This window comes from Lentzea sp. NBRC 105346, assembly GCF_030269605.1.
Lineage (GTDB): Bacteria > Actinomycetota > Actinomycetes > Mycobacteriales > Pseudonocardiaceae > Lentzea.
The window spans coordinates 1-23,653 of the sequence record NZ_BSTQ01000035.1; the positions used below are offsets into that span (position 1 = coordinate 1).

The 23,653-nt window shown below is 69.3% G+C and carries 26 protein-coding genes; 15 read left to right on the plus strand and 11 right to left on the minus strand.

All coding sequences use genetic code 11. From position 1 onward, the window contains the following. Positions 1–317: 317 nt before the first annotated feature. Positions 318–791, minus strand: a complete 474-nt coding sequence (locus QSK35_RS42905) for a CGNR zinc finger domain-containing protein (protein WP_502881788.1) — start codon at positions 789–791, stop codon at positions 318–320. An 86-nt stretch (positions 792–877) separates the two neighbouring features. On the opposite strand from QSK35_RS42905, the gene QSK35_RS41895 reads away from it, so the two are divergent. The 3 genes from QSK35_RS41895 to QSK35_RS41905 are packed head-to-tail and all read left to right on the plus strand — an operon-like array spanning position 878 to position 4,319. After that, positions 878–1,402 carry a PadR family transcriptional regulator gene (locus tag QSK35_RS41895; RefSeq protein ID WP_285753936.1) on the plus strand — a complete coding sequence of 175 codons (525 nt, stop codon included), beginning with the start codon at positions 878–880 and terminating at the stop codon, positions 1,400–1,402. Next, positions 1,399–2,070 (plus strand): ABC transporter ATP-binding protein, encoded by a 672-nt coding sequence (locus tag QSK35_RS41900; protein ID WP_285753937.1) that lies wholly within the window; start codon positions 1,399–1,401, stop codon positions 2,068–2,070. Before QSK35_RS41895 ends, QSK35_RS41900 begins: the two co-directional genes overlap by 4 nt. Then, positions 2,067–4,319: an FtsX-like permease family protein gene (locus QSK35_RS41905; RefSeq protein WP_285753938.1), complete on the plus strand. Its 2,253-nt coding sequence runs from the start codon at positions 2,067–2,069 to the stop codon at positions 4,317–4,319. Before QSK35_RS41900 ends, QSK35_RS41905 begins: the two co-directional genes overlap by 4 nt. Here the strand turns inward: QSK35_RS41905 and QSK35_RS41910 are convergent. Both QSK35_RS41910 and QSK35_RS41915 read right to left on the minus strand, forming a co-directional pair. After that, a complete protein-coding gene (locus tag QSK35_RS41910; protein WP_285753939.1) occupies positions 4,255–6,270 on the minus strand; it encodes an NACHT domain-containing protein in 2,016 nt (671 codons plus the stop codon). The two genes, QSK35_RS41905 and QSK35_RS41910, sit on opposite strands and share 65 nt — an antisense overlap. An 89-nt stretch (positions 6,271–6,359) precedes the next feature. Continuing rightward, a complete protein-coding gene (locus tag QSK35_RS41915) occupies positions 6,360–7,463 on the minus strand; it encodes a methyltransferase domain-containing protein (protein ID WP_285753940.1) in 1,104 nt (367 codons plus the stop codon). A 125-nt stretch (positions 7,464–7,588) separates the two neighbouring features. On the opposite strand from QSK35_RS41915, the gene QSK35_RS41920 reads away from it, so the two are divergent. The 5 genes from QSK35_RS41920 to QSK35_RS41940 all read left to right on the plus strand — a co-directional run bounded on the left by QSK35_RS41920 (position 7,589) and on the right by QSK35_RS41940 (position 10,489). Then, positions 7,589–7,966 carry a helix-turn-helix domain-containing protein gene (locus QSK35_RS41920; protein WP_285753942.1) on the plus strand — a complete coding sequence of 126 codons (378 nt, stop codon included), beginning with the start codon at positions 7,589–7,591 and terminating at the stop codon, positions 7,964–7,966. A 5-nt stretch (positions 7,967–7,971) separates the two neighbouring features. Continuing rightward, positions 7,972–8,646 carry a hypothetical protein gene (locus QSK35_RS41925; protein WP_285753943.1) on the plus strand — a complete coding sequence of 225 codons (675 nt, stop codon included), beginning with the start codon at positions 7,972–7,974 and terminating at the stop codon, positions 8,644–8,646. Between the two features lie 353 nt (positions 8,647–8,999). Then, positions 9,000–9,278 (plus strand): DUF2516 family protein, encoded by a 279-nt coding sequence (locus QSK35_RS41930; RefSeq protein ID WP_502881789.1) that lies wholly within the window; start codon positions 9,000–9,002, stop codon positions 9,276–9,278. Continuing rightward, complete coding sequence (locus QSK35_RS41935; RefSeq protein WP_285753946.1) at positions 9,275–9,931, plus strand: alpha/beta fold hydrolase; 657 nt, start codon at positions 9,275–9,277, stop codon at positions 9,929–9,931. The genes QSK35_RS41930 and QSK35_RS41935 overlap by 4 nt, the downstream gene beginning before the upstream one ends. Positions 9,932–9,940: 9 nt before the next feature. Next, complete coding sequence (locus QSK35_RS41940) at positions 9,941–10,489, plus strand: type 1 glutamine amidotransferase domain-containing protein (protein WP_285753948.1); 549 nt, start codon at positions 9,941–9,943, stop codon at positions 10,487–10,489. Between the two features lie 31 nt (positions 10,490–10,520). On the opposite strand, the gene QSK35_RS41945 is transcribed toward QSK35_RS41940, so the two are convergent. Next, complete coding sequence (locus tag QSK35_RS41945) at positions 10,521–11,279, minus strand: MerR family transcriptional regulator (protein WP_285753950.1); 759 nt, start codon at positions 11,277–11,279, stop codon at positions 10,521–10,523. Positions 11,280–11,352: 73 nt separating this feature from the next. Between QSK35_RS41945 and QSK35_RS41950 the strand changes: the two genes are divergently transcribed. Then, complete coding sequence (locus QSK35_RS41950; protein WP_285753951.1) at positions 11,353–11,913, plus strand: YbaK/EbsC family protein; 561 nt, start codon at positions 11,353–11,355, stop codon at positions 11,911–11,913. Here QSK35_RS41950 and QSK35_RS41955 read toward each other — a convergent pair. Next, on the minus strand, positions 11,881–12,957 hold the full coding sequence (locus QSK35_RS41955; protein ID WP_285753952.1) for an LOG family protein: 1,077 nt from the start codon (positions 12,955–12,957) through the stop codon (positions 11,881–11,883). The two genes, QSK35_RS41950 and QSK35_RS41955, sit on opposite strands and share 33 nt — an antisense overlap. Positions 12,958–13,080: 123 nt before the next feature. On the opposite strand from QSK35_RS41955, the gene QSK35_RS41960 reads away from it, so the two are divergent. Beyond that, complete coding sequence (locus tag QSK35_RS41960; RefSeq protein WP_285753953.1) at positions 13,081–14,055, plus strand: aminotransferase class III-fold pyridoxal phosphate-dependent enzyme; 975 nt, start codon at positions 13,081–13,083, stop codon at positions 14,053–14,055. Positions 14,056–14,060: 5 nt separating this feature from the next. Here QSK35_RS41960 and QSK35_RS41965 read toward each other — a convergent pair whose 3' ends face one another. Beyond that, on the minus strand, positions 14,061–14,510 hold the full coding sequence (locus QSK35_RS41965; protein WP_285753955.1) for a hypothetical protein: 450 nt from the start codon (positions 14,508–14,510) through the stop codon (positions 14,061–14,063). A gap of 29 nt (positions 14,511–14,539) precedes the next feature. Between QSK35_RS41965 and QSK35_RS41970 the strand changes: the two genes are divergently transcribed. Next, a complete protein-coding gene (locus QSK35_RS41970) occupies positions 14,540–15,115 on the plus strand; it encodes a SigE family RNA polymerase sigma factor (protein ID WP_285753957.1) in 576 nt (191 codons plus the stop codon). Beyond that, entirely contained in the window at positions 15,087–16,037 is a 951-nt protein-coding gene (locus QSK35_RS41975; RefSeq protein ID WP_285753959.1) for a hypothetical protein, read from the plus strand. Before QSK35_RS41970 ends, QSK35_RS41975 begins: the two co-directional genes overlap by 29 nt. On the opposite strand, the gene purU is transcribed toward QSK35_RS41975, so the two are convergent. The 4 genes from purU to QSK35_RS41995 are packed head-to-tail and all read right to left on the minus strand — an operon-like array spanning position 16,034 to position 18,931. After that, entirely contained in the window at positions 16,034–16,885 is an 852-nt protein-coding gene (gene purU, locus QSK35_RS41980) for a formyltetrahydrofolate deformylase (protein WP_285753974.1), read from the minus strand. The genes QSK35_RS41975 and purU overlap by 4 nt on opposite strands. A gap of 31 nt (positions 16,886–16,916) precedes the next feature. After that, positions 16,917–17,642: a maleylpyruvate isomerase family mycothiol-dependent enzyme gene (locus QSK35_RS41985; RefSeq protein WP_285753961.1), complete on the minus strand. Its 726-nt coding sequence runs from the start codon at positions 17,640–17,642 to the stop codon at positions 16,917–16,919. Positions 17,643–17,651: 9 nt separating this feature from the next. Next, positions 17,652–18,458, minus strand: a complete 807-nt coding sequence (locus QSK35_RS41990) for a class I SAM-dependent methyltransferase (RefSeq protein WP_285753963.1) — start codon at positions 18,456–18,458, stop codon at positions 17,652–17,654. Next, positions 18,437–18,931 carry a DUF2505 domain-containing protein gene (locus QSK35_RS41995; protein WP_285753965.1) on the minus strand — a complete coding sequence of 165 codons (495 nt, stop codon included), beginning with the start codon at positions 18,929–18,931 and terminating at the stop codon, positions 18,437–18,439. Before QSK35_RS41995 ends, QSK35_RS41990 begins: the two co-directional genes overlap by 22 nt. On the opposite strand from QSK35_RS41995, the gene QSK35_RS42000 reads away from it, so the two are divergent. Together QSK35_RS42000 and QSK35_RS42005 are read left to right on the plus strand one after the other, a co-directional pair. Then, positions 18,930–20,027, plus strand: coding sequence for a UDP-N-acetylmuramate dehydrogenase (locus QSK35_RS42000; RefSeq protein WP_285753967.1), 1,098 nt, complete (start codon positions 18,930–18,932; stop codon positions 20,025–20,027). The genes QSK35_RS41995 and QSK35_RS42000 overlap by 2 nt on opposite strands. Before the next feature lie 85 nt (positions 20,028–20,112). Then, positions 20,113–21,126, plus strand: a complete 1,014-nt coding sequence (locus QSK35_RS42005) for a chymotrypsin family serine protease (protein ID WP_285753969.1) — start codon at positions 20,113–20,115, stop codon at positions 21,124–21,126. Between the two features lie 59 nt (positions 21,127–21,185). Here the strand turns inward: QSK35_RS42005 and QSK35_RS42010 are convergent, their stop codons facing one another. Further along, positions 21,186–21,917: an SDR family NAD(P)-dependent oxidoreductase gene (locus tag QSK35_RS42010; protein WP_285753971.1), complete on the minus strand. Its 732-nt coding sequence runs from the start codon at positions 21,915–21,917 to the stop codon at positions 21,186–21,188. Between the two features lie 89 nt (positions 21,918–22,006). Here QSK35_RS42010 and QSK35_RS42015 point away from each other — a divergent pair, with 89 nt between their 5' ends. After that, on the plus strand, positions 22,007–23,146 hold the full coding sequence (locus tag QSK35_RS42015; protein WP_285753972.1) for an Ig-like domain-containing protein: 1,140 nt from the start codon (positions 22,007–22,009) through the stop codon (positions 23,144–23,146). Positions 23,147–23,653 lie beyond the last annotated feature (507 nt).

The following is a 23,653-nucleotide window of genomic DNA, read 5'->3' on the forward strand; positions in this document are numbered from 1 at the left end:
GCCGGCGGAGCCGGCCCACCACGCCGCGAGGGGCCCCAAGTCAAGCCCCAATCGCGGCGCCGAAGGCGCCCCCGGAAGACGCAGCGCCCCACGACACCGGCAGCCAACAAAAGAACAACCACGCACGCAACCGGCAGCCAAACAGCGACCACGCACGGAACCGGCAGCCAAACAGGCAACCAAGCACGGAACCGGCAGCCAACGCCCCAAGGGGTCCCCCCGAACGAAGCACCCCTTGCACATACCCAAGCACGCCGCACCGACAAGATCGCCAACGTCAGCGCACGACCTCAGCGCACGAAACCGCAGCCAAGACCTCAGTGCACGGCCAGCGCCCGGGTCCGCTCCCGAAAGTTCCGAGCCTTCTCCCGATTCCCGCAAACCTGCATGGAGCACCAGGTGCGGGACCGATTCCGAGACCGATCAAAGAACGCCCTCAGACACCCCTCAGCGGGACAGATCTTGAACCGCTCCCAAGACCCCAGCACAGCCAACCGAGCAGAAGCAGCCAGAACCGCGCCAAGAGCATCGGAGGAAGCCAGCATCGGCACCCCGCCGTTGAGCTCGATCCGCACAGAGCCGGCGGCGGTTTGCGGCCCGGACGACCCGTCGAGCGATGAGCGCAACGCCGCCCGCGCCGCGCGGGCCTGCGTGATGTCTCCGCTTCTCCCGAGGCCGCGCTCGCTCACCCAGGCGCGCCACGAGGCTTCACTGTCCAGTACGTGTCGGGTGTTGAGGAAGTCGAGCAGCAGCTCGACGTCGTGATCCCAGCCGACAGTCAGACCAGTCACCCCTCCACTGTAGGCGTAGCCAACGCCCGCGTCAGGGCATCAAACGAATGCACTCGGTGTATACACTGTGTGTATAGTGCCGGAACATGTCGATCGGGCACGCACTGTTGGGCCTGCTGGAGAGTGGTCCGAAGCACGGTTACGACCTGAAGCGCGCGTACGACCGCCGATTCGGTCACAACCGGTCGCTGCACTACGGGCAGGTCTACTCGACGCTCAGCCGGCTGCTGAAGAACGGGCTCGTCACGGAAGCCGGCGTCGAGGCCGGGGACGGGCCGGACCGCAAGCGGTACGCCATCACGGACGCGGGCGTCACGGACGTCGAGGGCTGGCTGAACACCCCTGAGAAGCCGGACGTATACCTCCAAAACGTGCTGCACGCGAAGGTCGTGCTCGCGCTGCTGTCCGGGCGCAGCGCTACGGACGTCCTCGACTCGCAGCGCGCCGCGCATCTCGCGACCATGCGGGAGCTGACCAGACGCAAGACCGGGGGCGACCTCGCCGACCAGCTCATCTGCGACCACGCGCTGTTCCACCTGGAGGCGGATCTGCGCTGGCTGGAGCTGACCGCGGCACGGATCGACCAACTCGCGAAGGAGGTGGCCGGGTGATCCTCAAGGCCGAGAACCTGCGCAAGTCGTTCGGCTCGACGCCCGCGCTCGACGGCGCCGGGATCAGCGTCAAGGCCGGTGAGGTGGTCGCCGTCATGGGGCCGTCCGGGTCGGGCAAGTCGACCCTGCTGCACTGCCTCGCGGGCATCCTCAAGCCGGACAGCGGCACCGTGCACTACCAGGACATCGAGCTCAGCGGCCTGCCCGACGGCGAACGCAGCGAGCTGCGGCGTACGCACTTCGGGTTCGTCTTCCAGTTCGGCCAGCTCGTGCCCGAGCTCACCTGTCTGGAAAACGTCGCCCTGCCGTTGCGGCTGGGCGGGATGAGCCGCAGGAAGGCCGAGGCCAAGGCGATCGACTGGCTCGAACGGCTGGAGGTCACGAGCGTCAAGGACCAGCGGCCCAGTGAGACCTCGGGCGGTCAGGGGCAGCGGGTGGCGGTGGCCCGCGCGCTCGTGAGCAGTCCGAAGGTGATCTTCGCGGACGAACCGACGGGCGCGCTGGACTCGTTGAACGGCGAGCGCGTCATGCATCTGCTGACCAGTGCCGCGCGGGACACCGGGGCGGCGGTCGTGCTCGTGACGCACGAGGCGCGCGTTGCGGCCTACTCCGACCGGGAGGTCGTGGTGCGGGACGGGCGGTCGCGGGACATGGAGTTCGCCACGTGATCCGCTGGGCCGACGACCTGCTCCTCGGGGTCCGGCTGGCCGTCGGGGGCGGCCGGAACTCGTGGATCAGGCTCGTGCTGACCGGGCTGGGCATCGGGCTCGGCGTCGCCGTGCTGCTCGTCGCCGCGTCGTTTCCGACGGCCTTGAACGCGCGGGATCACCGCGCGGACCAGCTGCGCGTCATGGACGACGGACCGGCGATCGCGGGCGTCGACCCGCTGTACCGCGTCCAGGCGATCGTCGACTTCCGGGACAAGAACATCTGGGGCAGCTACCTCGACGCCGCTGGTCCCAACGCGCCGGTTCCGCCGGGCGCGGACCGGATTCCGGGGGACGGCGAGATCCTCGTGTCGCCCGCCCTCGGCCGGTTGCTCGCCTCACCCGAGGGTGAGCTGCTGCGGCCGCGGTTCCCCGAACGGATCGTCGGCGAGATCGGCCGGGCCGGCCTTGAAGGCCCGTACGAGCTGCGGTTCTACGCCGGCAACGCGCAGGTCGAGCACACCGCCGAGAACCGCGTCTACCGGTTCGGCCTGACGCGGGCCCAGGTCTACAACCCGTTGCTGTACGCGATCTCCGTGGTGTTCGTGGTGATCCTGCTGTTCCCCGTGCTGGTTTTCGTCGGGATCAGCACCCGCCTGTCCGGCGCGCAACGCGACCGCAGGCTGGCGGCGTTGCGGCTGATCGGCGCCAGCGCGCAGCGGGTCCGGCTGATCGCGGCCGGTGAGGCGCTGCTCGGTGCGTTCGTCGGGCTCGCCGTCGGGTTCGCGCTCTTCTTCTTCGGCCGGCAGTACACCGAGGACGTCCGGCTCGCCGACGCGGCGTTGTTCCGTGAGGACCTGACGCCGGCGCCCGCGCTCGTCGTGCTGCTCGTGATCTTCGTGCCGGTGCTCGCCGTGGTCACCGCGGTCGTCGCGATGCGCCGCACGGTCATCGAGCCGCTCGGCGTGGTGCGCGAGGCACGTCCGGTGCGCCGCTCGTTGTGGTGGCGGCTGGTGCCGATCATCGGTGGCATCGCGCTGCTGGTCAGCCAGGTGGGCACGGTCAGCGGACCGCGGCGCCCGAACGAGTACGTGCTCGCGAGCGGCGTCTCGTTGCTCATGCTGGGGATTCCGCTGGTGCTGCCGTGGCTGGTCGAACGCTCGGTCGGCCGGTTGCACCGCGGTTCCGTGGCGTGGCAGCTCGCGGTCCGGCGGCTGCAGCTCGACAGCGGTTCGGCGGCACGCGTGGTCGGCGGCGTCGCGGTGGTGCTCGCCGGCGCGATCGCGTTGCAGACGATCCTGGCCAGCGCCGAGCGCAGCATTGCGAGCGAGGACCACGCGGACGCGGGCAAGAACCATCTCGTCGTCTCGAGCTCCGCCGACGCCGACGTGAGCGGCCTGGCCGCGGCCAAGGGGGTCCGGGAGGTGTTGCGGGCACGGCAGGTCAGCGCGCAGACCGAGAGCGAGAACTGGATCGCGATCGTGATCGCCGACTGCCCGGCGCTGCGGGGCCTGCTGCGCATCGACTCCTGCCACGAGGGGTCCGTCTTCCGCACACGTGACGCGGACATCGAGGCCGAGGGGTCCATCACGTTCGTCGAGTACCAGGACGACCGGTCGAAACGCGTGGGTGCGACGTGGCGCCTGCCCGCCGCGGAGCGCGTCAGCTCCGAGGATGTGCTCAGCGGCGAGCTGTACGTGACGCCGTCCGTACTGCGTAACGTGCCGACGCCCAAGGGCCAGTCGTACTACGTGGCGGCGCTGGATCCCGCGGTGCCGGACGCGGTCGAACACGCGCGCAACGCGGTCGGACCGCTGCGCTGGCGGGCGTTCAGCTACTTCGCCGGCCAGCGGGCGAGCACGGAGGCCGCGCAGGTGTTCGCGAGCATGCGCAAGGCGTTGCTCGCCGGGGCGTTGCTGGTGCTCGTGCTGGTCGGCGCGAGCCTGCTGGTGATGGCCGTGGAGCAGATCCGCGAACGCCGCCGCCCGCTCGCCGTGCTGGTCGCGAGCGGGGTGCCCCGGCGCGTCCTGGTCTGGTCGGTGTTGTGGCAGAACGCCTTCCCGTTACTGCTCGCGATGATCGTCGCGGTCGCCACGGGCGCCGGGCTCGGCGCCTTGCTGCTGCGCGTGCTGGCTCAGCCCGTCGCGCTCGACTGGCTCGGCGTCATCACGCTGACCGGCGTCACCGCGGCGGCGGTCTTCGTGGTCACGCTTCTGACGCTGCCCTCGTTGCGAACGGCGACCGCCGCTCCGGGCTTGCGGACCGAGTAGCGGCGTGCTCGGCCAGCCGGTCCTGCACCAGCCCGTGGCGGAACTGGTAGCAGGCACCGGCTCGGCAGAGCACGCCGAGCTTGCGGGCGTCCTCCAGGAAGACCATCAGCTCCCACGGCAGGCGTCCGCGCGTGGCGAGCCAGATCCGCGCCACGGTGAACCACCACCAGCGCAGGTGCAGCACGGCCAGCGCGAACCCGAGCATCAGCCCGGACGCGAGGCCCAGCCCGACCATGCCGGTCTCGTTGGGGCCGAACACCAGCGCCGCCGCCGAGCCGAACACCACGCCGAGCACCAGGGAACCGGTCCACACCGCGATCCGGTCGCGGGCCATCGTCCACTGTGGACTTGATGCCTGGGAGAGCTCGGCCGAGCTGGCGAGCGCGAACCGCAGTGCGATCGCGACCGCGATGCCGAGCCCGACCACGAGACCCGCGGACAGCCCGTACATCGCGCCGAACACCAGGCCGACGCCGAGCCCGATGACCCCGCACACCAGCAGCAGGCTGCGCCAGATGCCCAGTCGCGGCTTGGGTTTGCGGTCGTGCGACGCGGTCAGCGCGGCGGCCCCGACCAGGATGCCGGCGACCAGACCCGTGTAGGGGGCGAGCTTCGGCGTGCTCGCGTACGCCATCAGCCACGCGACGCCGAACCCGCCGATCGAGCCGAGCGCGAGCGCGCCGAGGAACGCGAGCCAGGCGCTGCCGACCGACCGGCGCAGCTCCCACCAGGCCAGCTCGCGGATCCCGCGCTGCCGCATCTCGTAGGCGAGGAACCCCAGCCACCGCCGGGACTTCTCCCTCGGCCACACCTGCGACGCGCGGGCCTGGTGCGCGGCGCCGCGGTTGCCGAACGCCTGCGCCACCAGCTCGTCGACGAGGTGGTCCGAGATCGACCGCGCGTCCGGGAACCGGCCGCGGTCCAGCAGTTCCGTGGGTTCCAGGTCGCTCACCGAGTAGACGACGCTGGCCAGCCACATCGTCAGCGGCGTGGACAACGCCTCGGCCAGCCGGCCGTCCGGCTCCTCGCGCAACCGGATGAACACCGGCTCCCAGCGCGCGGCGGCGACCGGATCCGAAACGGCCCGTAGGTAGGCCGCGACCTCGTCCAGGTCCAGCGGCTCCAGCTCGATGACGTCCGCTCCGGGCACCGGGCCCGCGAGCGACACCGTGTCCGCGAACTCGGCGGTGCGGCAGGTGAGTACGAGCGGCCTGCTGACCGGGAACGCCCGGTTGATCTTCGCGAGGGCGTCCGCGCGCACGTCGGCCGGGATGTCGTCGAGACCGTCCAGCACCGGCAGCACGCGATGTTGCTCCACCAGCAGGTCACCCGCGTAGCTGCCGTAGAGCTCCGTGTTGCGCAACGCCGGGTGGTCCTCGTAGAGCCTGCGGGTGAGCCAGGTGCGGACGTCCTCGGTCGTCGGATCCCAAGTGGAGAGCGGGAGTAAGACGGGCACGAGGCCGTGGGTGTAGCGGTCGAGCAGTCCGACGGTCAGCAGCATCGCGATGGTCGTCTTGCCCGTCCCGGCCTCGCCGATCACGACCAGCCGCCGGTTGATCTGCCGTTCGAACGCCCCGACGACGGCATCGCTGCGTCCGGGCGGTGCGTCCGGCTCGTCGCTCACGTCCAGCTCGGTGGCCGTCCAGCGCAGGTCGAGCAGATCGCCGTCGGCCAGCCCGCGCGACCGGCACTCCTCGCGCCACTGCGCGGCGAGGCCGGTGGCCAGCGCGGCGCACGCGGCGTCCAGGTGTGCGTCGGTGCTCAGCTCGGCGGCGCGCTTGCGGTGCAGCCACGGGTCCAGCGCCGCCAGGAACAACAGGAAACCCAGGGCGAGGCAGATCAGCCACACCTGCGGGTTTATGCCTGAGTCGGTGACGAACAGGCCCGCCGCCGCGAGCACCGCGGTCAGCACGCAACCGCTCAGGACTGCCTGCTGGCGAAGTCGGGACATGTCCCGAATCATGGCGTACCCGTCGTTCCTGGCGTCGATTCAGCCACCCGTGTCGTGATGTGACCTGCTCTTACCCGAACGAGTGACCGTTAATCGAGGGGCCAGGCGTGCTCGTCGTCGAGCCAGAGGTACTGCCGGTGGCGCTCCACCGTGATTCCGAACCGGTGCCGCCTCGGACGGCCCAGCGCGGTCCAGTCCTCGTAGGCACTCTCGGCGATGTCCCAGAGCCGGCGCGGACCGCCCTGCTCGACCCGCGACCGGCCGTCGCCGATCCGCACCCGCGCCCACGACCCGTCGGGGTGCGCGAACCACGCGCCGCCATACCGGTCCTGACCCGCCGACACCCCGTTCAGCGCCAGCCCCGCGAAGAACTCGAACGGACTGCCGGGATCGAGCACGGTCGCGGCGTCCAATGAGGTCGGGCGGCCCTCCGACGGGTCCGTCCGGCCGAGTGCCACACCGTGTTCGTGTGCTCGCAACGGCATGAACCGCCCGTCCTCGACCAGCACCCGGCCCTCACCCGTGCCGTCGCCGTTCGACACGATCCGCACGAGCCCGGCGCCGATCTGCCGGTGCAGCGTCGTGACCACCAGACCGCCCGGTCGCACCTGCTCCAGCCACGCGTTCGGGATGTGGGACACCGAACACGTCGCGAGCAAGCGGTCGTAGGGCGCGCGCTCCGGATGGCCCAGCTCGCCGTCGCCAGGAACGCAGACGGGGTGATAACCCGCGCGCCCCAAGTGTTCCCGCGCGCGGGCGAGCACCGCGATGTCCACGTCCACGGTGGTCACGCGCTCGTCGCCGAGCGCGTGGCACAACAGTGCGGCGTTGTACCCGGTCCCGGTACCGATCTCCAGCACAGACTGTCCATTGTGGACGTCCAGTGCCTCCAGCATGATGGCCATGATCGTCGGCATGCTGGACGAGCAGGTCGGAATCCCGTCGTTGGCGGTGTCGTCGCCGTTGAACTGGGTAACCCAGACGCGGTCGGCGTAGACCAGGCTCAGCCAGTCCGGGGTGCGCCGGTCGACGCGTTCCCAGGTGCCGTCCGGCTGCTGGCGGTGGAACCAGGGCAGGAACTCGTGTCGCGGTACGTCGCGGAAAGCCTTGAGCCACCGGGAATCGTGCACCACACCGTCGGTCAGCAGCAGGTCCGCGAGGTCCGCGCGCAGACGTTGGTCGAGTCCGCCCATCGGCGCCTCCCGAGTCCACGGTAACCCTGTGAGCGAGCCCACGCAGAGTTTGCTAGCAGCGTGCTTGCAACTGCTAGCACTCCCCGCTAACGTAGTCGGTGGCACGAGGAACGGAAGGCAGATCAGTGGAAAAGTCCATCGACAAAGCAGTCGCGGACCTCGGCCGCGGCATCGGCGACTTCATCAAGGAACAGCGCAACAACGCCAAGATCTCGTTGCGCGAACTCGCGAAGCAGGCTGGTGTCTCGAACCCGTACCTCAGTCAGATCGAGCGGGGACTCCGCAAGCCGTCAGCGGAGATCCTGCAGCAGATCGCCAAGGGGCTGCGGATTTCCGCCGAAGTGCTCTACGTCGAAGCGGGAATCCTCGAGCAGCGCGACGGCGGCGCGTTGGCGGACGCGATCGTCGGTGCCCCGGACCTGACTGAGCGCCAGAAGCAAGTGCTGCTCGACATCTATGAATCTTTCAGGCGGGAGAACGCCGCCAAGAACAAGGAGGAGTGATCTCCATGCCGAATCTGCCCACCCAGGAAGACGTCCGCAAGGCCGGCGAGCAGGCCGCGCACGCCGCTCGTCAGACGCTGCTCGCCGCGCTCGGCGCCGGCGACCTCGCGGCCAAGGCCGTCGTCGAGGCCCTGAACAAGGCCAAGGAGCGTTCCGAGAAGGCCCGCGCCCAGGCCCAGGAGATCCCGGCCGAGCTCAAGGACCTGCGCGAGAAGCTGCAGCCCGCCGAGCTCAAGAAGCTGGTCGACGCCTACAGCGAGTCCGCGCTGAACCTGTACAACTACCTCGCCGAGCAGGGTGAGGCCACGCTGGAGCAGATCAAGTCCCAGCCGCAGGTCAAGAAGGCCGTGGAGCAGGTCGAGGAGGCCGTCGAGGCCGCGCAGAAGCGCGCCGAGTCCGCCACCGAGGACCTGCGTGAGCTCGCCGACGACGTGCTCGGCAAGGTCACCCGCCGCACCCGTTCGGTCGGCGAGAAGGTCGCCCACGCGGTCGACAAGGGCAGCGAGAAGCTGGCCGAGGAGATCACCGAGGCCGGCGACGAAGCCGCCCACGAGGTCCGCAGCACGGCTCGCAAGACCGCGAACCGCACCGCGCCGCGCAAGGCCACCACCACGACCCGGTCGACGACCGCCGCCAAGAAGCCGGCTTCGTCCACCACCACCACCAACACCACCAAGTGATCTGACGAGGACGGGAGTCAGTCCCCCTGGCTCCCGCCCTCGCACAGACCGCCGCCACGCGTCAGGCGGGAGCCCCTTCGCCGGGCTCCCGCCTTTCGCGCACCCGGAAAGTGCCGTCAAGGGCACCCACAGGACACCAAATGCCGTCAAGGGCACCCTTGCGACATCAGACGCCGCAAGGGTGCCCTTGACGGCATGAGATGTCGTTAGGGCGCCCTTGACGGCATGAGACGCCGTGAGGGTGCCCTTGACGGCAAACTGAGACGGAGGCCGCCCGGCTCCCGTCTTCCGCCGTTCGCACGTAGGCTGGTTCCGTGCTGCTGTTCCCACCGCTGAGCTACGCGTTCCTCGACCTGTGGGTGTTGAAGCTCCTTGACTGGGGTTTCAGCTTCATGGGTCTGTTCGCGTTCATCCACGCCCTGACCCAGCGCACCGACGCGTACACGGCGGCCGAGAGACTGACCAAGCCCGCCTGGCTCGGCATCACCGGTGGTGGCGCGGCCGCACTCCTGCTCTTCTCGCCGGGTGACTTCGGCATGCTGTTCTGGCTGGCCGGCCTGGTCGCGGTGCTCGTCTACATGGTCGACGTCCGCCCCAAGCTCATCGAGGTGCAGCGCGGCCCGCGCTGGTGATAGTCAACTCCTACGGCCGGGGCACCCCGGTCACCCTTGTCGCGCACGGACTCGGCGCGACACCGGGTGAGGCGCGCATCCCCGCGTCCGGCCTGCCCGGCACACGCAAGGTGATCACGCTCCCGTCGCACGGCGAAGCGCCGGACGCGCCACCCGGTTACTGGAACTACCCGCGCATCGCGCGGGATCTGGCCTCTGTGGACGCTGATCACGCCGTCGGCGTCTCGCTCGGCGCGGGCGCCCTTACCCGGCTGGTCGCCGATCAACCCAACAAGTTCCGCAAGATGGCCCTGCTGCTGCCCGCGGTGCTCGACCAGCCGCGCGAGAAGTGGACGCTCGACCAGCTCATGGACCTCGCCCAGGGCCCGCCCGACTACCTCGAGGCACGAAAAACAGCGCTCCTGCGACTCGCGCGGGCGGCCGAGGAACTGCCGGGCCAGGTCGTGGTGGACGAAACAAGCGAACTGGCGGCCGTGACGGCTCCGGTGCTGATCATCGCGGCCACCGGTGACCCGCTGCACCCCGAGGACGTGGCGAAGGCCACGGCGCAGGCGTTCCCGAACAGCGAGCTGCTGGTGCTGGACTCGCCCGCGCCGCTGATCAGCCACCGGGCGGTGATCCGCAAACGGTTGGTCGACTTCTTCGCCGGGTAGCCGAATGGCATGGCTGAACAGAAGAAGATCGCGTTCCTGGTCGCCGAGGAGGGCATCGAGCAGGTCGAGCTGACCGACCCGTGGGCCCACGTCGAGAAGGCCGGCGGTGTGCCGCGCCTGCTCGCGCCGAAGCTCGGCACCGTGCAGGGGTTCAACCACCTGACACCCGCGGACACCTTCCCGGTCGACGTCGACTACGCCGACGCCTCGCCGTCCGACTACGACGGCGCGGTGATCCCCGGTGGGGTGGCCAACGCGGACTTTCTGCGGATGGATGAGCACGCCGTCCGGTTCGTCCAGGCGATGGTCGAGGCGGGCAAACCGATCGCGTCGATCTGCCACGGCCCGTGGCTGCTCGTCGAGGCCGACGTGGTGCGTGGCAAGACGCTCACCTCGTGGCCGAGCCTGAAGACCGACATCCGCAACGCGGGCGCCGAGTGGGAGGACAGTGAGGTCTGCGTGAGTGATGCGAACGGCTGGACGCTGGTGACGTCTCGCAAGCCCGACGACCTGCCGGACTTCAACCGCGAGGCGCTGAAGGCGTTCGGGCTGGAGTAGGTGGGATCTGCAGCTCCCACCCGTCCCCTATTTAGAGGCGCGTCTGCGCGTAGTGCGCCATCGCGTCCCGCGTCCACTGCGCGACACCCTCGGCGTGGACGTCCAGCTGCACTCGGAACCGCTCGTCGTCCAGGTACAGGTCACCGAGACCCGTGTAGGACTCGCGGTTCGGCGTCCAGCTCAGGCAGATCCACCGGTAGTGGCGGTCGATCAGCTCCTGCGTCTCGGGAGCGTCGATCGCCGTGCCCGCCTGGAACAAACGCGTTCCCTCGGTCACGATGTCCTGCCACTCCTGCAGGAACCGGTCGGCGTCGGCCTTCGTCTTGCCGACCCATCGCTGCTTGCTGCTGGCGATGTGCTCCTTGACGCCGTCGCCGAAGCGGTCGACGAGCTCCGCCTCGTAGCGCTTCTGCTGCTCGGCGTCGAAGCCGTCGAACAGCTCCTCCATCTTCACTTCGTCCCCTCCCTCGAGTTCGTTGATCGTTTTCGAGACGGTCGTGGCGAGCCGGTTGAGCCGCTCTCGTTCCGCGAGCAGCCACCGGTGGTGGTTGCGCAGCACCGTGAGCTGGTCGTGCTTGCCACTGAGGATCTCGGCGACCGTGTCGAGACCGAGCCCCATGTCCCGGAGCAGCAGGATCTGCTGCAGCCGGTGCACCTGCTCCTTCTCGTAGTACCGGTAGCCGTTGCCGCCGATCCACGCCGGCGACAGCAGCCCGATCGAGTCGTAGTGCCGGAGCGTCCTGGACGTCACCTTCGACATCCGGGCCACCTGGGCGATCGACCAGGCCATATGTCCCTCCCCCTTCTCGCAGGAACGACGGTAGAGGTTGACGTAGCGTCAAGGTCAAGGAGAGTTTGGCAGGATGAACCCCGTGTGGACCATCGCTGGCAAGTTGGAGCCCGTACCTGCGCTTTCCCGCCTCGACCTCGTCGCCGAGCCGGTCGCGAAGGCGCTGAAGGACCTGCCGGACGCCGATCGCGTCGCCGTCGCCGAGATCGACCCGTCGCTCGCCGACACGGCCGAGTTCTGCGCGCACTACGGATCGCCGCTCGGCGCGTCGGCGAACTGCGTGGTCGTCGCGGGCAAACGTGGCGGCGAGCTGCGTTATGCGGCCTGCATGGTGCTGGCCACGACGCGCGCCGACGTGAACGGCGTGGTCCGGCGCAGGCTGGACGCGCGCAAGGCGTCGTTCGCGCCGATGGACGACGCGGTCTCGCTGACCGGCATGGAGTACGGCGGCATCACGCCGGTCGGCCTGCCGAGCGCCTGGCCGATCCTGGTCGCACCGGAGGTCGCCGAGCAGCCGGAACTGGTGATCGGCAGTGGCATCCGGGGCAGCAAGCTGCTGATTCCCGGTGACGTGCTGGCGAAGCTGCCCGGCGCCGAGGTCCTAACCGACCTGGCCCGCGTACTTGACCAGTAGCTCGACGGCCTCGTCCACGTCGTCGGTGACGAGGATCCACTGCTCGGCCTCGCGCCCGGCCGCCAGCGTCTGCACCAACGGCGCTGCGGGCACCTCTGACGTCCAGAAATCGGTACCCAGAAAGATCATGGGCGCGGCCGGGCCGACCGAGCCGTAGTAGTTCTGCGTGAAGTCCTGGAAGACCTCCTGGACCGTGCCCGCCTTGCCCGGCGTGTAGACGATGCCGCCGGTCGCGACGGTCAGCAGACCCTCCTCGCGCACCGAGTTCGCGAAGTACTTGGCGTGCACCTCGCACGCCGGGTTGGGCGGCTCGTGGCCGTAGAACCAGGTCGGGATGCCGATCGTGCGCGGCGTCTCGAAGGTCGGCAGATCCGTCGGGAACGCCGCGAGCCACTCGCCGATCGACGTGTCGTCGGCGCCGAACCGCGTGGCCTTGGCGAGCGAACGCAGGACCTCCTCGTCCATACCCGCACGCACGCCGAGCGGCACGGCCTCCATCGCGCCCGGACCGCCGCCGGTCAGCACGGTGAACCCGGCCTGTCCCAGGGCCGCGCCGAGCTCCACGGCCGAGCGGTAACCCGCCGAGTCGCGGGCCAGGGCGTGCCCGCCCATCACGGCGACCGGCGCGCCGGTCAGCACGTCGTCGAGCGCCTCGGTGATCGAGTGGTCGTGCAGGCGTTCGGCCAGCGCGTGCAGCGGGTCCGGGTGGTGTCCCTGCTGCCTGCTGTGCCGGTAGATGCGGGCATCGGGCGTGTCGGTGTACGAGGACGGACGTGACGGGTCGAAGCCGGCGAACAGCTCGGCCGGTGTGTAGAGGGTCGAGCGGTACACCTCGTACGGGAGGTCCGGGATCACCGGGAAGATCAACGCCCCGGCGGCTCCGGCCCGGCGCTGCTGCGTTTCGGACAACGTGCAGCCGAGCAGCAGGGCGCCGTCGAGCGGGGCGCGCACGTCCTCGCCGGTCAGGTCGAGGCCGATCAGGACAGCGCCGCGCAAATCGGACGCGGTCCGCAGGTGCTCCAACGTGGTGATTTCCGTCCGCACCGGAAAAGCCTACGGGGAGCGCGAACCGAACGGCCGTGGAATCCGAATGACAAGTGGGAACCGGTTCGCTCGTCGCACTTCGCCGAGCGGCCCGCCGGCCGCTGCTCATCGAAAGGTTCCCGCATGACCACCCAAGAGCTGACCGGATGCGCCGCCCGTGGTGCCCGCGTGATCGACCCGCACGGCGTCGAGTACCTCGACTGCGGTGGCTACGGGGCCCCGTTGCTCGGACACGCCCACCCCGCCGTGGTGCAGGCCGTCGTCGAGCAGGTGCGCAGGCCGTCGCTGACCGACCGGATCATGCTGGACCTGGCCACCCCCAACGGGCTAGACCACGTGCACTGCTTCACGTCCGCGACCGAGGCCGCCCAGTTCGCGGTGACCCTTGCGCAGGCCAACGGGCGGCCGCGCGTGCTCACCACGGGCGACGTCCCCTACGGCGGCATCGACTCGTTACGGGCCAACCTGGCCTCCGGCTCACCGGCGTGCGTGCTCATCGAACCCGTGCGCGGCATCGCGTTCCCACCGGCCGGCTACCTGAAGCAGGTCGCCGAGGTGTGCCATGAGGCTGGCGCACTGCTGATCGTCGACGAGACCCGCACCGGCCTCGGCCGGCTCGGCGTCTGGTGGGGTAGCGACCTCGACGGGGTCGCGCCGGACATCATGCTGGTCGGCGAGAACCTCTCCGGTGGCGTCGTGCCCGTCGCCGCGGTCGTGGCGTCCCACGAGGTCGAGGTGCCGTTGCTGCGCGCCGAACCCGCCACGTCACCGCTGGTGGCCGCCGCGGTGAACGCGACCCTCAACGTGATCGCGGCGCAGGGGCTGGTGGAACGCGCCGCCGTGCTCGGCGACGAGATCCTGCTGGCGCTGCGCAAGTCGTTGGCCGGCCACGCCTGTGTCAGCGGCCGCGGCCTGCTGTTCGGCGTCGAGCTGCCGGACGCGCGCTCCGCCGAGGTCTTCACCGGCGCCCTGCTGCGCGCCAACGTGCTCGCCGACTTCCGCGGCCGCACGGTCAGCTTCACGCCGCCCGCGGTTCTCTCGCCGGACGACGTGGCGTGGCTGGTCGAGTCGGTCTCGTGGGCGGCGACGAAGTTGTAGTCCCTTCAGGACTTTTCGAGCTCGGCCATGCCCTTCCGGAACGAGCGCGTGATCGGCATGCCCTTGGTCGCGACGATCAGCAGGGTCGCGATCCGGCCGGCGATGCTGGTCGGCGTCCGGTTCCACGTGAGGTGAACGTGGCTGCCGCCATCGGCGCCGGGTGAGATGGTGGCGGCCACGTAACTACCGGGAGCGCAGAAGTTGCTCTCCTGAACGGTCCACTTGACCGTGTCCGGCGCCGACCAGTCGTAGTGCTCCTTCGCCCAGACCATCGTGCCCGGCGCCTTGGTGCCCTCCTTGACGTCCGCGGACGTCTCACCGACCTCGTAGACCTCGTACAGGGACGGCGTGATGCCGGGCCAGATCTCCGGGCGGTGCTCGGAGAAATCGATCAGTGCTGCTCGGACGCGGTCCGGCGGGACGCGTGTCTCGAGGTCCATCTCCACTTTCGGCATGCCGTGAGGGTGAGACCCGTGGTGTCGTCATGCCAGAGGACTTGGACTCGGAAGTGATGGGCAACCTTCCGGCGACCCGCGCGCGTCGGATCGTTGTGAGAGCCGAGTGGCGGGACGAGTACGTCGAGTACGTGCGGTCGCACATGCCGTGGCTGGGCAAGCTCGCGTACCTGTTGTGCCAGGACTGGGACCGGGCGGACGACGTGGTGCAGACCGCGATCACGCAGCTGTACGTGCACTGGGGGAAGGCCCGGGCCGCGGACAACGTCGACGCGTACGTGCGGACCGTACTGACGCGGGCGTTCCTCAACGAACGCCGGTCGGCGTGGTCTCGCCGCGTTCAGCTGCAGGACTTCGACCGCTCGGTCGAGGCCGACGACACCGCGACCGCCCTCGCGGTACGTCAGGCGTTGCTCGCGGTACCACCGAGGCAACGGGCCGCGCTCGTGCTGCGCTACTACTGCGACATGTCCATTGAGGACACCGCGGTGGCGTTGCGCTGCACCACCGGAACCGTGAAGAGCCAGACCAGCAAGGGCCTGCGGGCACTGCGCCGCGCGATGGGAGGTGAAGCCGATGGACGACTTGCGCATTCTGCTGGATGAGGCCGCGTCGACGCCGGCGCGGCGGTCGGCGGTCGACCTGGACCTCGCCGTCCGCACCGGTGAGCGGATGATCCGGCGCAGGCGACTCGGCTGGATCATGGGCGCCGCCGCGGGCGTGGTGCTCGGTGTCGCGGCCGTCGCGGTGTCCGGCCTGCCGAACGGGCTGCCGCAGCCCGCGATCTCGCGAGGGACCACGCCGCCGGAGACCCCGGTGTTCTTCCAGCCCGACGAGAAACAGGCGTCGTTCGGCTGGCTGCCCGCCGAACCCGCCGAGCGCGTGGTCCAGACTCATCGGGACTGGCACCGGCAGTGGATCACGAACGGATCGTGGCAGGTCGAGCTGCGCATGGTGCCCTCCGGCAAGGACATCGAGCTCAACGGCAACGACGAGTTGTTCTCGGTCGCACCGGAACAGATCGACCGGACGAAGCTCGAACGGGCCGACGTCGCGCTCGGCCGCGAGGCGTCGTGGAACACGGCCCGGCGTGGACCGCGCGGCGCCGCGTTGCGCTGGAAGTACACGCCCACGGCCTGGGTGGAGGTCGCGGTGGGGAACGCCGACTCCCCCGAGGAGATGGCCCGGCACATCGCGACGACCCTTCAGATCGGGCCGCAGAAGGTGAAGCTGCCGATCCGGATGACGCAGACACCGAGTGCGCCCGAGGGGTTCGACCTGACGGAGTCACGGGACAAGTGGCTGGCGACGCTGTGGTACCAGGATTCCGTGCGGGTCCTCGTGTCCAGCGTCAAGCAGTCCATGACCATCGGCAGCGGCGACCCGCAGACCACCGTCGACGGCAAGGAGGCGAGCCGGACGGAATCCACGCTGATCGTGCTCGAGCCGTCCGGTGCGGAGGTGTTCGTCTACCGGCCTGGTCGCGACACCATCGAGATGTACCGGTGGCTCCGGATCGAGCGCTAGAAGATCACCGTCTGGTTGCCGTGCACGAGCACGCGGTCCTCCAGGTGCCACCGCAGGCCGCGGGCCAGCACGACCTTCTCGATGTCGCGCCCCTTGCGGACCATGTCGGCCACGGAGTCGCCGTGGTCGACGCGGATGACGTCCTGCTCGATGATCGGCCCGGCGTCGAGGTCGGCGGTGACGTAGTGGCAGGTGGCGCCGACGAGCTTCACGCCACGACGGTGTGCCTGGTGGTACGGCCGCGCGCCGATGAACGACGGCAGGAAGCTGTGGTGGATGTTGATCGCCCGGCCCGCCCACGCCTCGCACAGTTCGGGCGGCAGGATCTGCATGAACCGCGCCAGCACCACGGCGTTCGGGTCGTGTTCGTCGACCAGCTTGCGCAGCTCGGCGAACGCCGCCTGCTTGCCCGCGGGGTCACCCGAGGGGAACGGCACGTGGTGGAACGGGATGCCGTGCGCCCGCGTGATGTCGCCGAGCTCGGGGTGGTTGCCGATCACCGCGGCGACGTCGACCTCCAGCTCGCCCGTCGCGACCCGGCCCAGCAGGTCGTACAGGCAGTGGCCGTCCTTGGACACCAGGATCACCACGCGCTTGCGTTCACCGGTGTCGGTCACCCGCCAGGTCGAGGCCGGGTTCAGCTCGTCCGCGACCGCGCCGAAACGGGTCCGCAGCTCCTCGACCGAGAACGGCAGCGAGTTCGCCCGCACCTCCTGGCGCGTGAAGAACCAGCCGGTCTCCGGATCCGTGTGGTAGTCGGCCTCGACGATCCAGCCGCCGTGGTCGGCGAGGAACGACGAGATCCGCGCGACGATGCCGGTCCGGTCGGGGCAGCCGAAGGTGATCACATAGCGGCGTTCGGGCACGTCCGAACAGTAGTCACGGCCGCGGCAGACCGTCCAATAGAGCCCGGTTGCCGGACACGACGGCATGACTCGGCCGGTTCCACACCGCACGGTAGAGGGCGTCCGCGGTTCCGGCCACGGTCGCGTCCTCGTCGGTCGCCGAGTCATGCACCGGCCCCACGACGGGGACCTCGCCCTCGGCCAGCCGCACCTCCCAGGTGCGCCCGGCGTCGGCGGCGTGCAGCAGCAGCCGTCCGGTGACCTCGATCCGGCGGCCGCGCTCCAGCTGGCGCGGCACCATCCGGGTGAGGAACTCGTCGACGCCGTCGGCGGCGAACTCCGAGTCGAACAGCAGCGTCGGCACCGAGTGACCGGTGGCGTGCAGTGCGTCCAGGTGGTGGATCGCCGTCTCGTGCGCCTGCCGGCGCGGCCAGAACGACGCGGTCTTCTCCGCGCCGAACGTCCACACTGGAGTGTCCGGCGACAGCTCGCGCAGCTGCGAGGTCATGGTGAGAACCCGTTCGTCCCACCAGTTCAGCAGTTCGTTCCACTCCTCGGGCGGCGTGTCCGGCCGCGGTGGCGCGACCTGGGGCGGCAGGGCGAGGCACTTGATCACCCACGAGTGGACGCGCGCGATGTGCGTGACGAGGTCGTGCACCGTCCAATCCGGACAGGTGGGCACGACCGCCTCGGGGCCGGCCAGCAGTGCGGCGGCACGCAGCGCCTCCGCCTCGGTCTTGATCCGCTCGACGAAGTCCACCCGACCACACTACGGCGCGACGGCAGACCATTCGAGCGACAATTCCCCGAGTCGCCAACGCCGGCGGTCGTCCACGAGCGGCCAGCCGCGTTCGGCCAGCAGCCGGACGGACTCGACCCAGCGCGCCCGCGGCCCGAAGGGGGCGAACGGCGCCGCGGTGGCCCAGCAGGCGTCCAGCTCGGCGAGCAGCGCGTGCACGCGTTCGCCCGGCACGTTGCGGTGGATCAAGGTCTTGGGCAGCCGCTCGGCCAGGTCCGACGGGGTCTCGATGTCCGACGGCTTGCACGCCAGCGTGAACCGGAACGGACCTTCAGCCGAAAGTGTCACCCAGCAGCAGCGGCGGCCGATCTCGTCGCACGTGCCCTCGACCAGTAGCCCGCCGGGAGCCAGGCGGCCGAGCATCGTCTCCCACGCCTCGACGGCCTGTTCCTCGGTGTACTGCCGCAGCACGTTGAACGCGCGCAACAACACCGGCCGCGCGCCCGCGAGCTCGAACCCGCCGCGCCGGAAGTCGAGAAAGGGCGGATCCGCCACGGCCTTCCCGGCGTCCACGCGCTCCTGGTCGATCTCCAGACCGAGCACGCGCACGTCCGGCCGCACGGTCCGCAGCCGCGCCGCCAGCTCCACGGTCGTGATCGGCGACGAGCCGTAGCCGAGGTCGACGACCAGTGGATCATCGAATCCCGCGAGGAAGCCGCCCAGCACACCGGTCATCCACCGGTCCACGCGCCGCAGGCGGTTCGGGTTGGTCGTGCCCCGCGTCGGCAGCCCGAGGGCCCGCGCGCGGCCCGCCGCTAGCCGCGGTTTGCGAGCCATTCCGCCGTGAACTCGCTCTCCTTGTCCAGCAGCTCGATCACCTGCTCGGCGACCAGGCCCTCCAGCTTGCCGCCCATCAGCGGGATGCTGACCTTGACCTGGCCCTGCAGCGTGAGCTTGCTCCCACTGCCGTTGCCGGTGAGCGTGAACGTGCCGTCCAGCCGTCCGGGCACGCCGTGGATGGTCACCTCGACCGTCCCGGTGTGACCGGCCTCCGTCCACGCCTCGGTGCGGTGGATGACCAGGTCGCCGCCGAGCACGCTCTTCACCAGCGACGGCAGGTGCTCCGCGGGCACGCCCTGCTTGAGCTGGTAGGTCGTCTTACCGCCGCCGCTGGAGTAGGTGACGAGCTCGGCGTTGTTGCCACCGATCTCCGCGAGCCGGTCGCGCAGATACGACTCGTCCACCATCGCGCCGAAGACGGCTTCGGCCGAATGGGGCGACGTGGTGTGGTGCTCGATGCGGCGTGCCATGTCGCGAAGGCTACCGTTGGCGGTCGTGACCACCACGCAGTCAGTACCTCTGGCCGAGCGCACGACGCTCCGACTCGGTGGACCGGCCGCGCGGTTCGTCCACGCCACGACCGCGGCTGAGCTGGTCGAAGCCGTGCGAACAGCCGACGCCTCCACCGAACCCGTGCTGCTGCTCGGCGGCGGCTCGAACCTGGTGGTGGCCGACCAGGGCTTCGCGGGCACGGTCGTGCAGGTGGCCACGAAGGGCCACCGCTCCGACCCGCTGGGCCACGGCATCGTGCAGTTCACCGTCGAGGCGGGCGAGGACTGGGACTCCGTGGTGGCCGAGTCCATCGCACAGGGCCTCGGCGGGCTCGAATGCCTCTCCGGCATCCCCGGACTCGTCGGTGCCACGCCCGTGCAGAACGTGGGCGCCTACGGCGTCGAGATCGCCCAGGTGCTGCAGTCGGTCGACCTGCTCGACCGCCGCACCGGCAAGGTGCACCAGGTGCCCGCCGCGAAGCTGGGCCTCGCGTACCGCACGAGTGTCTTGAAGGGCACGGACAACGCGGTCGTGCTGCGCACCCGGTTCGCGCTGACCGCGGGCGGCATGTCCGCGCCGATCCGCTACGCCGAGCTGGCGCGCACGCTCGGCGTCGACCAGGGCGAGCGCGTGCCCGCCGACGCCGCCCGCAAGGCGGTGCTGGAACTGCGGCGCGGCAAGGGAATGGTGCTCGACGCCACGGACCACGACACGTGGAGCGCGGGCTCGTTCTTCACCAACCCGATCGTCGACGACGCCACGTTCAACGGCGTGCTGATCCGCATCGCGCAGGTGCTCGGCGCGGACGTCGACGTCCCGACCTATCCGGCGGGTCCCGGCCACCGCAAGCTCTCGGCCGCGTGGCTGATCGAGCGCGCCGGCTTCCGCAAGGGACATCAGGGACCAGGCGGGCGAGTGGCGCTGTCGAGCAAGCACACCCTCGCTCTGACGAACCGCGGTGGCGCGACGACAGAGGACCTGCTCGACCTCGCCCGCGAGGTCCGTGATGGTGTACGCGCGGCGTTCGGCGTGGAACTGCATCCTGAACCGGTGTTCATCGGCTGTTCACTCTGAACGGCCGAACGGGTGACTCCTCGTGACCAATTGCCTACGAACCGTGGTTTCATGGTTGTTGACAAGTGAAGTCACGGAGGTCGCCATGACCTACCTCGATGAGCAGGACCGCAACGCCATCCGGCCGATCAAGCGGCGGGTCGAGGACGAGTTCCTCTCCCGGCCAGGCGTGATCGGCGTGGACATCGGCGAGAAGATCACCGGCGGCCGGCCGACGGGCCGTGCCGCGATCGTCGTGTACGTGTGCGCCAAGGGCCCGAACCATCCGTTGCAGATCCCCGCGTCGGTCGAGGGCATCCCGACCGACGTCGTCGCCGAGAGCATCGTGCTGCACCGCGCGCTGTTGTCGCCGGACGAGCAGCAACCCGTTGTGGCCGAACGACATGCCGTGCTGCGCGGTGGGATCAGCATCGGCCCCGCGCGGGCCGTTCGTGTGGTGCCGCCGGACGTGTCCGTGCCGGGCGACTACGTGATCGTCGGCACCATGGGCGCACTGGTTGTGTCGCGCGGCGAACGCCAGGTCCTGGGACTCACGAACTTCCACGTCGGTTGTGTCGACGACGCGTGGATGGTCGGCGACCGGATGGTCCATCCGTCCCGAGTGGACGGTGGCGTGACGGATCTGGACGACATCGGGGTACTCAACCGCGCGGCGCTGTCCGGCAGTGTCAACGCGGCGGCCGTCCTGCTCGACCCCGACCGCCCGCACCGGGCGGAGATCCTGGACATCGGCGCGGTGACCGGCAGCGCGGCGGCTGCCGTCGGCACCACGGTCCGCAAACGCGGCCGCACCACGGCTCTGACGCACGGCGTGGTCGCCTCCACGGACGCGACGATCACCGTCGACTTCGGCGACGGCATCGGGATCCGCAGACTTCGCAACCAGTTGCGCGTCACGGCGTGCGACGGCCGGTTCGGCGACCACGGCGACTCGGGCTCGGTGCTCGTCGACGCCGACAACCGGATCGTCGGGCTCTACTGCGCGGGAACGCTGTCCGGGTCGATGGGGTTCGCGAACCCCATCGACCGCGTGCTGGACCAGCTGGACGTGGAAGTCCTCACTCCCGACATCCCTTCGACGCGCACCCCCGCTGCTTAGAACCGTTATGGCCACCATCGCGGACCTCAGGTCCGCGATGGTGGCCATAACGGCACACCTCAGGTGCGGTGGGCGCGGGTCGCCGAGGCTTGGGCGCGTGGCTTGAGCACGATCGAGTCGAGGTTGACGTGCGACGGCCGCGTGACCGCGAACGCGATCACGTCGGCCACGTCGTCGGCGGTGAGCGGCGTGATGCCCTCGTACACCTTGGCCGCGCGCTCGGCGTCGCCGTCGAAGCGGTTGACCGAGAAGTCCGTCTCGACCATGCCGGGCAGGATCTCGGTGACCCGCACGGGCTTGCCGAGCAGCTCGCCGCGCAGCGTGCGGTGCAGCGCCGACTGGGCGTGCTTCGCGCTCGTGTACCCGGACCCGTTGTCGTAGGCCTCGAACGCCGCGATCGACGTGACGGTCACGATGTGCCCGTCGCCGGAGTCGATCAGCTTCGGCAGCAACGCCTTGGTGACCTTCAACGTGCCGAGGACGTTCGCCTCCCACATCCAGCGCCACTGCTCCTCGTCGGCCTCGGCGACCGTGCTGAGCCCGCGCGCACCACCCGCGTTGTTGACGAGCACGTTCACGTTCGGCACCTGCTCGGCCAGGCGGTTCACGGAGTCGGTGTCCGTGACGTCCAACTCGATCGCGGTGCCGTCGATCTCCTTCGCGATAACTTGGAGGCGGTCCAGCCTGCGTGCCCCGAGCACGACGTGGAAACCCTCAGTGGCGAGCCGGCGTGCGGTGGCCTCGCCGATGCCGGCACTGGCTCCGGTCACAACTGCGACAGGTCGATTCACATGGCCGATCGTAGGCTGAGTCGATGTGTGACCGATGTCACTCGCACCGGGGCTGTGGTCTGGACGTCCTCTAGTTGGGAGGTCGAACTGTGAAGAGAACCCTGGGTGCACTGCTCTTGAGCCTGGTCGTGCTGACCGGTTGTTCGAGCGTGGAGACAGGCACCGCGAAGGTGGACAGCACGCTTCCCACCGCCAAGGTCACCGTCGAGCCGGCGGACGGCGCCAAGGACGTGGCTGTCACGTCGCCGGTGCAGGTCACCGTTCAGGACGGTGTGATCGAGGCGGTTGCGCTCAAGTCGCCGGAGGGTAAAGAGGTCAAGGGCAAGCTGACCGAGGACAAGAAGGGGTGGACTACCACCGAGCCCCTCGGTTACGGCAAGACTTACACGTACTCGGGGACGGTCAAGGGATCCGACGGCAAGTCCGTTGAGATCAAGGGCGCTTTCGGGACGCTGGCGCCGGGCGCGCAGACCCGTGCGACGCTGTTCCCGAGTGACGACCAGACGGTCGGTGTCGCGGTGCCGATCATGGTCAAGTTCGAGGCGCCGGTGCAGGACAAGGCGACCGTTGAGAAGGCCCTGAAGGTCACCAACTCGGCCAATGTTCAGGGGGCTTGGGCCTGGTTGACCGACCAGGAGGTTCACTTCCGGCCCGAGAAGTACTGGCCGGCCAATACCAAGGTCAAGGTTGAGGCCAAGCTCTACGGCGTCAACTACGGCGGTGGGGCCTACGGTAAGGCTGATGTGACCAGTGACTTCACCATCGGTCGCAATCAGGTTGTGAAGATCAACACGCCTTCGCATCAGCTCATCGTTGAGCGGGATGGGCAGCAGGTCGCTTCGTACCCGGCTTCGTTTGGTAAGGACGACGACACTGAGCTGAACACGCCCAACGGGACGTTCGTCGTTATGCAGAAGGATGAGACGTTCTCGTTCGACAACCCGCGGTACGGGTATACCAACGTGGTTAAGAAGTGGGCTGTGCGGATTTCCAACCACGGTGAGTTCATTCACGAGAACAACGACAACGCCGGGAATATTGGCAAGGTCAACAGTTCGCATGGGTGTGCGAACCTGCTGGAGGCTGACGCCAAGGCGTACTACGACACTGCGATGATCGGGGATCCGGTTGAGGTCAGCGGATCTAGCCTGAACTTGCCTGCGCAGTTCGACTGGTACGACTGGCAGATTCCCTGGCAGCAGTGGAAGGCCAAGTCTGCGGTTAAGTGAGGGTTTCCCTTTCTGAGCTGGCGGTTCGGCTGGTTTAGTGATCTTGTCGGGGTTGCGTGCTTGGATATGCGCAAGGGGTGCTTCTTGCGGGGGGACCCCTGCGGAGCTTGCCTGTTCCGGTGCGTGGTCGCGTTTCCTCGGCTGCCGGTTTGGGTTGACGCGGCGGCTTTCGTGGGTGGTCCGGTTTGTGTTGACGCGCTGACTTTCCTCGGCTGCCGGTTTCGTGTGTGGTTGCGCCTTGGCTGCCGGTTTCGTGCGTGGTTGCGCCTTGGCTGCCGGTTGTGTGCGTGGTGCGTTTCCTGCGCGGGGCTCCGCCCCGGACCCCGGCTCAGCTCAAAGAGGGGCCCAGCCCTGGGTTGCGTTTCGTAGTGGGTCGCTTTGGTGGTGTGCCCCTCCCGTCGCATCGCACCTGAGGCAGCCGCATCCGAGACCCCAGGTCAAGCGAAAAGCGTGCTTGACCTGGGGTCTCGGATGCGGCAGGGCTTCGCCTGCGATGCGACGGGAGGG